Annotated in this window: 12 protein-coding genes and 1 pseudogene; 10 read left to right on the forward strand and 3 right to left on the reverse strand. The window is 69.8% G+C overall.

Going from position 1 to position 12,032, the window contains the following annotated elements; genetic code table 11:
- Positions 1–269: pseudogene (locus Q2100_RS25045) on the reverse strand (precorrin-3B synthase); the annotation flags it as partial.
- A 246-nt stretch (positions 270–515) separates the two neighbouring features.
- Between Q2100_RS25045 and Q2100_RS25050 the strand changes: the two are divergent.
- Complete coding sequence (locus Q2100_RS25050) at positions 516–779, forward strand: hypothetical protein (protein WP_302916231.1); 264 nt, start codon at positions 516–518, stop codon at positions 777–779.
- 2 nt (positions 780–781) lie between these two features.
- On the opposite strand, the gene Q2100_RS25055 is transcribed toward Q2100_RS25050, so the two are convergent.
- The gene (locus Q2100_RS25055) at positions 782–1,693 is read right to left on the reverse strand and encodes a TauD/TfdA dioxygenase family protein (RefSeq protein ID WP_302916232.1); all 912 of its coding nucleotides are present in this window, start codon (positions 1,691–1,693) and stop codon (positions 782–784) included.
- A gap of 170 nt (positions 1,694–1,863) precedes the next feature.
- Between Q2100_RS25055 and Q2100_RS25060 the strand changes: the two genes are divergently transcribed.
- From Q2100_RS25060 to Q2100_RS25090, 7 genes are all read left to right on the forward strand, one after another.
- Positions 1,864–2,511: an ABC transporter permease gene (locus Q2100_RS25060; RefSeq protein WP_264015739.1), complete on the forward strand. Its 648-nt coding sequence runs from the start codon at positions 1,864–1,866 to the stop codon at positions 2,509–2,511.
- Positions 2,508–3,698, forward strand: coding sequence for an ATP-binding cassette domain-containing protein (locus Q2100_RS25065; RefSeq protein ID WP_264015740.1), 1,191 nt, complete (start codon positions 2,508–2,510; stop codon positions 3,696–3,698). The genes Q2100_RS25060 and Q2100_RS25065 overlap by 4 nt, the downstream gene beginning before the upstream one ends.
- Positions 3,695–4,465 (forward strand): ABC transporter permease, encoded by a 771-nt coding sequence (locus tag Q2100_RS25070; RefSeq protein WP_302916233.1) that lies wholly within the window; start codon positions 3,695–3,697, stop codon positions 4,463–4,465. Before Q2100_RS25065 ends, Q2100_RS25070 begins: the two co-directional genes overlap by 4 nt.
- Positions 4,462–5,439 carry a glycine betaine ABC transporter substrate-binding protein gene (locus tag Q2100_RS25075; protein WP_302916234.1) on the forward strand — a complete coding sequence of 326 codons (978 nt, stop codon included), beginning with the start codon at positions 4,462–4,464 and terminating at the stop codon, positions 5,437–5,439. The genes Q2100_RS25070 and Q2100_RS25075 overlap by 4 nt, the downstream gene beginning before the upstream one ends.
- A gap of 279 nt (positions 5,440–5,718) precedes the next feature.
- Complete coding sequence (gene cobN, locus Q2100_RS25080) at positions 5,719–9,303, forward strand: cobaltochelatase subunit CobN (RefSeq protein WP_302916235.1); 3,585 nt, start codon at positions 5,719–5,721, stop codon at positions 9,301–9,303.
- Positions 9,304–9,461: 158 nt separating this feature from the next.
- Positions 9,462–9,842 (forward strand): PPOX class F420-dependent oxidoreductase, encoded by a 381-nt coding sequence (locus Q2100_RS25085; RefSeq protein WP_302916236.1) that lies wholly within the window; start codon positions 9,462–9,464, stop codon positions 9,840–9,842.
- Between the two features lies 1 nt (position 9,843).
- Positions 9,844–10,227, forward strand: a complete 384-nt coding sequence (locus Q2100_RS25090) for a PPOX class F420-dependent oxidoreductase (RefSeq protein ID WP_302916237.1) — start codon at positions 9,844–9,846, stop codon at positions 10,225–10,227.
- On the opposite strand, the gene Q2100_RS25095 is transcribed toward Q2100_RS25090, so the two are convergent.
- Positions 10,224–10,874, reverse strand: a complete 651-nt coding sequence (locus Q2100_RS25095; RefSeq protein ID WP_407667688.1) for a dienelactone hydrolase family protein — start codon at positions 10,872–10,874, stop codon at positions 10,224–10,226. The genes Q2100_RS25090 and Q2100_RS25095 overlap by 4 nt on opposite strands.
- A gap of 104 nt (positions 10,875–10,978) precedes the next feature.
- Here Q2100_RS25095 and Q2100_RS25100 point away from each other — a divergent pair, with 104 nt between their 5' ends.
- Positions 10,979–11,485: an FxsA family protein gene (locus Q2100_RS25100; RefSeq protein WP_302916238.1), complete on the forward strand. Its 507-nt coding sequence runs from the start codon at positions 10,979–10,981 to the stop codon at positions 11,483–11,485.
- A gap of 15 nt (positions 11,486–11,500) precedes the next feature.
- Positions 11,501–12,032 (forward strand): amidohydrolase family protein (locus Q2100_RS25105; protein ID WP_302916239.1); only part of this gene is annotated, 532 nt, incomplete at its 3' end.

Consider the following 12,032-nt stretch of genomic DNA (forward strand, 5'->3'; position numbering starts at 1 on the left):
CGTTCGTGGGAGGCCGACGGCAACAGCCCGGCGGCGGCCACGGCGTCGGCGAGCGCGGCGGTGTCGGTGACGGCGCGGATCTGGATGTTGCCGCGGGAAGTGAGTTCCATTGCGGGCGAGCCAAACTCGCTCGCCGCGCCAGCCAGTGCCCGCAACTGGTCGGGTGTCACCATGCCGCCGGGCAGGCGCACCCGCGCCAGCGCGCCGTCGGCGGCCCGGTGCACGCTGAGTGCGCCGGGGCAGGCGTCCTGGTCACGGTGTCGGCTCATCGGTCTCACCATTCTAGGAGTCCCGCCGCCTGACACGACTGCATGTTAGCCAGGATTTGCATCGGCGACCCGGCACGCCGGGGCGGCGATAGCTGAAAGTGAGCGCGGACCTCTTCAACAGCGTCGATTGGTCGGTGGTAGTTCGCCACGCGCACGGGTAGCCGACTACGCGTGAGGTAGCTGGGGTTGAGTCGTAGCGTTCGCTTCATCAAGTCCGGGCGGTCCGGACGCGAGGGGGTAGATGACATGACCGAACTGTCAACGGCACCAGCGGCGACGATGCCGTCGGTCGTGCCTGCCGCGCAGGAGCCGACCACGCAGGTGCTGATCACCGAGCAGCAGGTGCTGTTCTCGACCGCCGCCGCCGCCGCGCCCGCGGTGCCCGGCAGGGCACACCGACTCGCCCAGTGGCTGCACGCGGTGTTCGAGACCCCGCAGCGGACGAATCCGCCCGCCCGCCTGGACTTTCTGGAGCGCTCGGCGATGTCGCGGGAGATGGGACGGCTGTAGCCTCAGCTGGCCAGCGCGATCGGTGTCACCACTGCCGAATAGTGCGACGCGTCACCGGAGATCACCCTGCTGCGCCTGCCGTGGACGTCCACCGGGATGTCGCCGGCCAGGGTGACCCGGCTGAGCCGGCGGAACTGGTCGTCGTAATCGGAGACCGCGTAGTGCTGGGTGGCCCTGTTGTCCCAGATCGCGACGTCGCCCGGCGCCCAGTTCCATCGGATGGTGTTCTCCAGCTTCGTGATCCGGGCCTGCAGCAGGCCGAACAGGGCGGCTGACTCCGCGGAGTTCAATCCGACGAAGTTCTTGACGAAGTGCCCGAGCACCAGCACCCGGCGACCGGTCTCCGGATGCACCCGCACCACCGGATGCTCGGTCTCGTAGTAGTCCTTGACGAACTCCGAGCGGTACTGCCGCTCGGCGGCCGACGCCGACGCCGACGGCGTCTCGACGTCGGCGATGTAGTCATAGGCGTTGGTGTGCACCGCCCACAGGTTGTCGACCAGCGCCCGCAGCGGTTCCGGCAGCCGGTCGTATGCGGCCTCCGTCGACGCCCACGTGGTGGTCCCGCCGTACTCGGGCAGCGTCACCGCCCGCAGCAGCGAGGCCTTCGGGATGCGGTCGACGAACGTCACGTCGGTGTGCCAGCTGTTGGCCTTGTCGTAGCGGGAGTCGATGGGCAGCACCCGCTCGCCGCGGGAGGTCACGGTTGGATGGGCCGTCGTCGGCGTTCCGAGCCTGCGCGCGAACGCCAGCTGACCGTCGTCGTCCAGTTCGTGTTGCTCGCGGAAGAAGATCACCTTGTGCTCGAGCAGCGCGTCGTTGATGCGTGCCGCCGTCGCCGCGTCGGACACGTCGCTCAGCTGGACTCCATCGATGCGGGCTCCGATCCGGGCACCCAATTTCACCACGCGCACGGGCGCAGACGCTTCCGCAACGGCGCTCGCCGGCCCAGGGTTTGACTCAGTGAGAACCGAACCGGCGGCATAACCGAGCCGTTTTGATCTAGTCGGGTTCGGGTACCAGCCAGGCACCCCGCGCGTAGGGTGCTGCGCACACGCGGGACGAACCTACAGCGGAGGTGGGCGTGCGAGGTCTGTGGGACTACGTGACCTCCCACCAATCCCAGCTTCTGTTCGATTCCTATCAGCACGTCAGCGCGGTGGTGCAGAGCGTGCTGATCGCGACCCTGATCGGCGTGGCCGTCGGCGTGCTGACCTATCGCAGCCCACTGGCCGCCAACCTCGCCACGACGACATCGAGCATCATCCTGACCGTTCCGTCCTTCGCCCTGCTCGGCCTGCTCATCCCGCTGTTCGGGCTCGGCGTGGCCACCAGCATCGCGGCGCTGGTGCTGTACTCGCTGCTGCCGATCATCCGCAACACCATCGTCGGTCTCACCGCGATCGACCCCGCCCTCACCGATGCGGCGCGCGGCATCGGGCTGAGCCGGATGGGCACCCTCGGTCGCGTCGAGATCCGGCTGGCATGGCCGTCGATCCTGTCGGCCATGCGGATGAGCACCCAGATGTCGATGGGCGTGCTGGCCATCGCCGCCTACGTCAAGGGCCCGGGTCTGGGGAACCTGATCTTCGCCGGGCTGGCCCGTGTCGGCAGCCCCACGGCACTGCCGATGGCACTCGCCGGCACCCTGCTGATCGTGATCCTGGCGCTCGTACTGGATGCCCTGCTCGTCCTGCTCGGGCGCCTCACCACATCGAAAGGTGTTCGATGACAACCGGACTGACAGCCGAAAGCCCCACCAAGCAGGATCCGACCGGGGTGCGGATCCTGCTGGACAACGTGTCGAAGGTGTATCCGGGTTCGAAAGACCCTGCGGTGGAGAACGTCTCGCTCGAGATTCCGGCCGGCGAGATCGTCGTCTTCGTCGGCCCGTCGGGGTGCGGCAAGACCACCACCATGCGGATGATCAACCGGCTGTCCGAACCGACCTCGGGTCGCATCGAGATCGGTGACAAGGACGCGCTGTCGATCAAGCCGACGGAGCTCCGGCGTTCGATCGGCTACGCCATCCAGCAGGCCGGCCTCTTCCCGCACATGACGATCCGGCAGAACGTAGGCCTGGTCCCGGGCCTGCTGGGCTGGGACCGCAAGCGTATCGGTGACCGGGTCGACGAACTGCTCGACATGGTGGGACTCGAGCCGGCGCAGTACGCGCAGCGCTATCCGCGCCAGCTGTCGGGCGGCCAGCAGCAGCGGGTCGGGGTGGCCCGCGCACTCGCCGCCGATCCGCCGGTGCTGCTGATGGACGAGCCGTTCGGCGCGGTGGACCCGATCACCCGCAGCACGCTGCAGGACGAGCTGCTGCGGCTGCAGACCGAACTCCGCAAGACGATCGTCTTCGTCACCCACGACTTCGGCGAGGCGGTCAAGCTCGGTGACCGCATCGCCGTGCTGGGGCAGCGGTCCAAGGTGCTCCAGTACGACACCCCGCAGACCATCCTGGCCAGCCCCGCGGACGACACCGTCGCCGGCTTCGTCGGGTCCGGCGCCTCGCTTCGGCAGCTCGGCCTGTTGCGGGTCAAGGACGTCGAACTGCGACCGCACCCGGCCGTGCACCGCGACGACACCGTCGAACAGGCCCGCACCGCGCTGGCCGGGACCGACTTCGACTGGCTGGTGCTGCTCGACGACCGTGACCGTCCGGTCAGCTGGGTGCGCGAGAAGCGGCTGCGGCACGCCGGCTCGCTCAGCGACGTCGCCGAGCCGCTCGACGTGGTCAGCACGCAGTCGACACTCGAGGACGCCCTCGAGGCGATCCTGGCCGAACAGCACGCCTCAGCGGTGGTCGCCGGACCGGGCAGCCGGTACGTCGGGGTCGTCACGCTGGACACCCTGATCGAGACCATCACCACGCTGCGGTCGGATGCGGAGGCGGCCACCGGGAACGACGAACCGTGACCAGTGCCGTCAAGACCGTCGACACCCCCAAGGCCTCCGCGGCCGAGCGCGTCCGGCTCTACATCCAGCCGGTGCTCGTGCTCATCGTCGCTGCGGCCGTGGTGTTCTGGGCGTTCAACCGCGATCTGACCGCCACCCAGAAGGAGAACATCAACCCGGCGAACGTCGCCTCGCTGATCTGGCAGCACCTGCTGATCACCGGCGCCGTCACCGCCATCGTCCTGCTCATCGGCGTCCCGCTCGGCGTGCTCGTCACCCGTCCCGGCGCAAAGATCCTGCGGCCGTTGGTCATCGGTGTGGCGAACATCGGGCAGGCCGCGCCGGCGATCGGCCTTCTGGTGCTGCTGTTCCTCCTCACCGCGCAGACCGGGTTCTGGATCGGTGTGCTGCCGATTGCGCTGTACTCACTGCTGCCCGTGCTGGCCAGCACCATCCTGGGCATCGACCAGGTCGACCGGTCGTTGATCGACGCCGGCCTGGGCCAGGGCATGTCGCGCGCCGCGCTGCTGTTGCGGGTCGAACTCCCGCTGGCTGTGCCCTACATCCTGGCCGGGCTGCGCACCTCCCTGGTGCTGGCGGTCGGCACCGCGACACTGTCGTTTCTGGTCAACGCCGGCGGCCTGGGCATCCTGATCGACACCGGCTACAAGCTGCAGGACAACGTGACGCTGATCCTGGGCAGCGTGCTGGCGGTGTGCCTGGCTCTGCTCGTGGACTGGGTCGGCGGCCTCGCGGAGTTCTACGTCGGCCCCAAGGGCCTGCGGTGACGGCGCGGCGGGCGCTGGTCGCGCTGGCGTCGTGTGTCGTGCTGGTGTTGTCGGGGTGTGGCCTCGGCTCCGGTAGCGCGGTGCCGTTCGAAGTGGGTCCCGGATCGATCGAGCCTGCGCCCGAGCTGCAGGGCGTGAAGATCACCGTCGGCTCCAAGGAATACACCGAGCAGGTCATCCTGGGCTACATCCTCGAGTACACCCTCGCCGCGGCCGGCGCCGACGTCCGCGACCTGACCGGCATCGTCGGGTCGCGCAGCACCCGCGAGGCGCAGCTGCGTGGACAGGTCGACGTCGCCTACGAGTTCACCGGCAACGCGTGGATCAACTACCTCGGCAACGAGAAGCCGATCCCGGACACCCGCGAGCAGTTCGAGGCGGTGCGCGACGATGACCTCGCCCGCAACGACATGGTGTGGCTGGAGCCCGGACCGATGGACGACACCTACGCGCTGGCCGCGAGCAGGCGAGTCGTCGAGCGGACCGGCGTGCGCACCCTGTCGCAGTACGCCGATCTGGTGCGCCGCGATCCTGCCGCCGCGAAGACCTGTGTGGACACCGAGTTCCGCGCCCGCCAGGACGGCTTCCCCGGGATGGCCGCCGCCTACGGGTTCGACCCGGCCCGCGCCCAGACGCCGATCCTGCAGGTCGGCATCATCTACCAGGCCACCGCCGACGCCACGCAGTGCGACTTCGGCGAGGTGTTCACCACCGACGGCCGGATCGCCGCCCTCGATCTGGTGGTGCTCACCGACGACAAGCAGTTCTTCGCCCACTACAACCCGTCGGTCACCATGAAGCGCGGCTTCTTCGACGCACATCCCGAGATCGCCGCGGTGACCGCGCCGGTGACGGCCGCGCTGACGAACGACGCGATCATCGAGATGAACAAGCAGGTCGACGTCGAGGGCCGCGACCCCGCCGTCGTCGCCCGCGACTGGATGATCGCCGAGGGCTTCGTCACCGACCGCTGAACGCGGAAACACGGCCAGATGTGACGTCCTTCACACTGTCGGGGCGTGTGATCTCCTCCACACAAACGCTTTGTTTCGCCCTTGCGGCTCCGTACCTTTCAGGTGAGGCGATACCGCCGGTATCGCATACAAGGGAAGGGGGCCGCGATGTTCACCATCATCGCTCTCGTCGTCGCTCTGTTCGTCCTCATCGCCGCGATCGGACTGCCCTACCAGCAGTCGTGGCATGCGCGCTGGGGAAACTACGACCGCTGACCCCGGGTGGGGTACGAATGACGGGTGGCCCAGCCGACCCGTCATCCGACCGTCCTGTTGCTGTCGACGTCCGACACCGACCTCACCACCGCCCGCGCCAGCGGCGCGCAGTACAGGTGGGCCAACCCGACCCGCCTGGTGGACGGTGAGCTGACGGAATTGCTGGACGGCGCCGACTGCGTCGTCGTGCGGATTCTCGGCGGGTATCGCGCATGGGAGGACGGCATCGCCGCCGTCGTCGCCAGCGGGGTGCCCGCCGTGGTCGTCTCCGGGGAACAGGCGCCCGACGCCGAACTGATGCGTCGCTCGACGACGCCGGCCGGGGTGGCGTTGCAGGCCCACATCTACCTCGCCCAGGGCGGGGTGGAGAACCTCCGCCGGCTGCACGCCTTCCTGTGCGACACCATCCTGATGACCGGATTCGGTTTCGCCCCACCGGAATCCACCCCTGAATGGGGTGTTCTCGAGCGCGAGGCCGCCGACGTCGACGGTCCAACGGTCGCCGTGCTCTACTACCGGGCGCAGCATCTGGCCGGCAACACCGGCTACGTCGACGCGCTCTGCTCGGCCATCGAAAACGCAGGCGGACAACCGCTTCCGGTGTTCTGCGCATCGCTGCGCACCGCGCCCGCCGAACTGCTCGACACGCTGAAGGCCGCCGACGCCATGGTCACCACGGTGCTGGCCGCCGGGGGAGCGACACCCGCCTCGGTGGGTGCGGGCGGCAACGACGACACTTGGGACGTCGCCCATCTCGCGGCGCTGGACATCCCGATCCTGCAGGGGCTGTGCCTGACGAGTTCCCGGGCGCAGTGGGCCGCCAACGACGACGGGATGTCCCCGCTGGACGTCGCCACCCAGGTGGCCGTCCCGGAGTTCGACGGCAGGCTCATCACGGTCCCGTTCTCGTTCAAGGAGATCGACGCCGAGGGCCTGGTGTCCTACGTGGCCGACCCGGAGCGCTGCGCGCGGGTGGCGGGCCTCGCCGTCCGGCACGCACGGCTGCGCGCCGTCGCGCCGCCGGACAAGCGGGTGGCTGTGGTGTTCTCCGCGTACCCGACCAAGCACGCGCGCATCGGCAACGCCGTCGGGCTCGACACGCCCGCCAGCGCCATCGAACTGCTGCGCGCGATGGCCGCCCACGGTTACGCCGTCGGGGATTTCCCGGGAGTCGAGGCCGGCGATGGTGACGCGCTGATCCACGCGCTGATCGAACGAGGCGGCCAGGACGCCGCCTGGCTGACCGAGGGCCAGCTGGCGGGCAATCCGATCCGGATCGCCGCAGCCGAGTACCGCGCGTGGTTCGCCACCCTGCCCGCCGAACTCACCGACGCCGTCGTCGAGCACTGGGGGCCGCCGCCGGGCGACCTGTTCGTGGACCGCAGCCACGACGCCGACGGCGAGATCGTCATCGCCGCGATGCAGGCGGGCAACGTGGTGCTGATGGTGCAGCCGCCGCGCGGCTTCGGGGAGAACCCCGTCGCCATCTACCACGACCCCGACCTGCCGCCGAGCCACCACTACCTGGCGGCCTACCACTGGCTCGACGCGGGCTTCGGGGCCGACGCGGTCGTGCACCTGGGCAAGCACGGCAACCTGGAGTGGCTGCCGGGCAAGACCCTCGGCATGTCCGCGGCGTGCGGCACCGACGCGGCACTGGGCAACCTGCCGCTGATCTACCCGTTCCTGGTCAACGACCCCGGCGAGGGCACCCAGGCCAAGCGCCGCGCGCACGCCACCCTCGTCGACCACCTGATCCCGCCGATGGCGCGGGCCGAGAGTTACGGCGACATCGCCCGCCTCGAGCAGCTCCTCGACGAGCACGCCAACGTCTCCGCCCTCGATCCGGGGAAGCTGCCCGCCATCCGCCAGCAGATCTGGACGCTGATGCGGGCGGCGAAGATGGACCACGACCTCGGGCTCGCCGAACGCCCCGACGAGGACTCGTTCGACGACATGCTGTTGCACGTCGACGGCTGGCTGTGCGAGATCAAGGACGTCCAGATCCGCGACGGCCTGCACGTGCTCGGGCATCCGCCGGAGGGCGAGTCGCAGCTCGACCTGGTGCTGGCGATCCTGCGGGCCCGGCAGTTGTTCGGCGGCGAGCAGACGGTGCCCGGGTTGCGGCAGGCCCTCGGTCTTGCGGAGGACGGGAACGACGAGCGCACCGCCGTCGACGCCGCGGAGACCGCCGCCCGCGAACTGGTGGCCGCGCTGCAGCGTTCGGGGTGGGACGCCGACGCCGTCGACGGGATCACCGACGACCCCGCGGTGGCGGCCATCCTGCGGTTCGCCGCGACCGAGGTGGTGCCCCGGCTCGCAGGCACGTCGGCCGAGATCGAGCAGGTGCTGCGCGCGCTGGACGGCCGCTTCATCGCCGCAGGCCCGTCGGGCTCACCGCTGCGCGGCCTGGTCAACGTGCTGCCGACCGGACGCAACTTCTACTCGGTGGACCCCAAGGCGGTGCCGTCGCGGCTGGCCTGGGAAACCGGTGTGGCCATGGCGGATTCGCTGCTGGCACGCTACCGCGACGACCATGGCAGCTGGCCGAGGTCGGTCGGGCTGTCGGTGTGGGGCACCTCGGCCATGCGCACCTCCGGCGACGACATCGCCGAGGTGCTGGCGCTGCTGGGGGTGCGGCCGGTCTGGGACGACGCGTCGCGGCGCGTCGTCGACCTCGAGGCCATCACACCGGCCGAGCTCGGCAGGCCCCGCATCGACGTCACCGTGCGGATCTCGGGCTTCTTCCGCGACGCGTTCCCGCACGTGGTCACGATGCTCGACGACGCGGTGGCGCTCGTCGCGGGCCTCGACGAACCCGCCGAGGACAACTACGTGCGCGCCCACGCGCAGGCCGACCTCGCCGAGCACGGCGACCAACGCCGCGCCACCACAAGGATCTTCGGCTCCAAGCCGGGAACGTACGGCGCGGGCCTGCTGCAGCTGATCGACAGCCGGAATTGGCGCGACGACGCCGATCTCGCCGAGGTCTACACCGCGTGGGGCGGATTCGCCTACGGCCGGGGCCTGGACGGCAGGCAGGCGACCGAGGACATGAACCAGAACTACCGTCGCATCGCGGTGGCCGCGAAGAACACCGACACCCGCGAGCACGACATCGCCGACTCCGACGACTACTTCCAGTACCACGGCGGGATGATCGCCACCGTGCGGGCGCTCACCGGCAAGGACCCCGCGGCCTACATCGGTGACAACACCCGCCCCGACGCGGTGCGCACCCGCACCTTGAGCGAGGAGACCACCCGGGTGTTCCGTGCCCGCGTCGTCAACCCCCGCTGGATGACCGCGATGCGCAGGCACGGCTACAAGGGCGCCTTCGAGATGGCCGCCACCGTCGACTACCTGTTCGGCTACGACGCCACCGCCGGGGTGATGGCCGACTGGATGTACGAGCGGCTCAGCAGCGAGTACGTCCTCGACGACGAGAACCGCAAGTTCATGTCCGAGTCCAACCCGTGGGCGCTGCACGGGATGGCGGAGCGGTTGCTCGAGGCGGCGGGCCGGGGGATGTGGGCGAAGCCCGAACCCGCGACGCTCGACGGCCTGCGCCAGGTACTGCTGGAGACCGAGGGCGACCTCGAGGGCTGATCGGCCCGCGGTGACTCGAGCGCGAGATTGACGTGGCGCAGGAGAAGTGCGGGTAGTGGACTGCGTGGTGTCGATCTCGCGGTGCGGTGGAGCTGGCGCGCGGTGTGACGGGGCGATCGGCACGCCGGGCCGGCGCGAAGTTCAGTACGGTGACTGTCGTGCCCACATTCGCTGAGGTCGCCAAGGCCGAGTACATCCTGCTGACCACGTTCACCAAGGACGGCAGGCCCAAGCCGACACCGATCTGGGCCGCGCCGTCGGGCGACGGGCTGGTGGTGATCACCCAGGAGAAGTCCTGGAAGGTCAAGCGCATCCGCAACACCCCGCGGGTCACGATCGCCGAGTGCGACCGCGGCGGCAATCCCAAGGGCGAGGCGGTCGAGGCGACGGCGACGCTCCTCGACAAGTCGGCCAACGGACCCACCTACGACGCGATCGGCCGGCGTTACGGCCTGCTCGGCAAGGGCTTCGGGTTCTTCTCCAAGCTCAACGGCGGTTTGAAGAAGAACGTCACCATCGAATTGAAGGCGGTGAGCTGAGATGGCTCCGACGTTCCTGGACGTATACGGCGAGAAGTACCTGCTGCTGACCACGTTCACCAAGGACGGCAGGCCGAAGCCGACCCCGGTGTGGGGTGTGCCCGACGGTGACCGGCTGCTCATCAGCACCGACGACGGCTCGTGGAAGACCAAGCGCATCAACAACACTCCGCGGGTCACCATCCAGAAGTGCGGGGTGCTCGGCAAGCCCAAGGGTGAACCGGTGGAGGCGATCGCCCGCAACCTGCCGAAGTCGGAGACCCGGCGGGTGTTCGACATGGTGACCCGGCGCTACTGGTGGCACGCCTGGTGGTGGATTCCGCAGGCACTGATCCGCGGCGGCGTGGACAAGGTGCACGCGGCGATCGAGGTGCGGGCGGCCTAACCGGCGCGCAGGTGCGTGTCGAAGAACGCGAACACCCTCGACCAGGCGTCCTCGGTGGCGGCCTCGTCGTAGCCGAATCCGGTGATCCGCAGCAGCGGTTGGGCCGGCAGCTGGTTGGCGAAGCTGTGGCCGACGTCCGGGTACACCTTGACGTCGGCGGTGATGTTGCGGGCCTCGACCACCTTGGTCAGGCGCTCGCCCGCGCCGATGCCCAGCGGATCGCGCCTGCCGAAGCTCGCGACGACCGGGCAGGACGCGTCGAGCGCCTCGTCGAGGCCGCGCGGCAACGGCGTGCCGTAGAACGGCGCCGACGCGGCGAAACCGCGCGGCGACAGCAGCAGCGCGAACTGTCCGCCCATGCAGAAGCCCACGATGCCGACCGGCCCGCTGCACTCGGGCATGGCGAGCAGGTGTTCCCGGGCGGCCAGGATGTCGTCGACGGTGGGGCCGGTGCGGGTGAACAGGCTGCGGAACGCGCTGGTGATGCACCGCACCCGGCCGCGGGAGAACAGATTCGGGGTGATGGTCACGTACCCCTGGGCGCAGATCCGCGCGGTCGTCCTGCGATTGTCGGGGCTGTAGCCGATGACATCGTGCACCACCACCACGCCCGGCCACGGACCGGAACCTTCGGGGACGGACACCATGGCCTCGAGGGGACCGTTCGGTGCGGTGATCTTGATGTCGCGCACGTCGTCTACCACGCGCTCAATCTACGGAACCCCGGCGCCGTGCGGAACGTTGTCCGATCATGATGATGCGGCTGTTCCTGCTCTACACGGTCGTCGAACTGGCGGTGCTCGTCGCGCTGGTGTCGACGATCGGGTTCGGCTGGACACTCCTGCTGGTGCTCGCCACCTTCGTGCTCGGCCTGGCGCTGGCCGGTTCGCAGCTGCGGCGCCAGATCGGCAGGCTGCAGTCCGGGATGACCGCCGCGTCGGCCCGCGGCGCCGTGACCGACAGCGCGCTCGTCGCGCTCGGCACGGTGCTGGTGGCGATTCCCGGCGTCGCCTCGTCGGTGCTCGGCGCGCTGCTGCTGCTGCCGCCGACAAGGGCCGCCGTCCGGCCCGCGGCGACGGCGATGGCCGCCCGCCGTCTCGGCCGTGTCCCCGTGGTCACCGTGGCGGGTATGCCGCCCTACACCCGGGACTACCGCGACGGGGGCTACATCGACGGCGAGGTCGTCGACGTGCACGACACCCCGCCCGGCACCGCTTTGGCTGCCCTGCCCGAGGTCGTGGAGCGCAAGCCCGACTAGCGTGTCGGACTCGTGGTGACGACACTGCTGTCGGGCGGGCGGATACACAGCCCGGCCATGCCCGACGCCACCGCGATGGCGGTCCGCGGCGACACCGTCGTCTGGCTCGGCGCCGACGACGTCGGCCGGGCTCAATTCCCCGAGGCCACCGTCGTCGACCTGGACGGCGGGTTCGTGGCGCCGGCATTCGTCGACAGCCACATCCACCTGACCGCGACCGGACTGACGCTGACCGGGCTCGACCTGCGTACGGCGACGTCGCTGCGGCACTGTCTGACGATGGTCGCCGACCACGCCAAGGCCCACCCCGACGGGGTGATCTGGGGACACGGCTGGGACGAGTCCGGGTGGCCGGAACGCCGCCCGCCGAGCACCTCGGACCTCGACGGGCTGCTCGGGGACCGGCCGGCCTACCTGTCCCGCGTCGACGTCCATTCCGCGGCGGCCACCACGGCGCTGCGTTGGTCGGCCCCGGGCGTCGAGGACACCGCAGGGTTCTCCGTCGAGCTGCCGCTGACCGCCGACGCCCACCACCGGGTGCGGGCCG

The sequence above is a fragment of the Mycolicibacterium arseniciresistens genome, assembly GCF_030519285.1.
Classification (GTDB): Bacteria; Actinomycetota; Actinomycetes; order Mycobacteriales; family Mycobacteriaceae; genus Mycobacterium; species Mycobacterium arseniciresistens.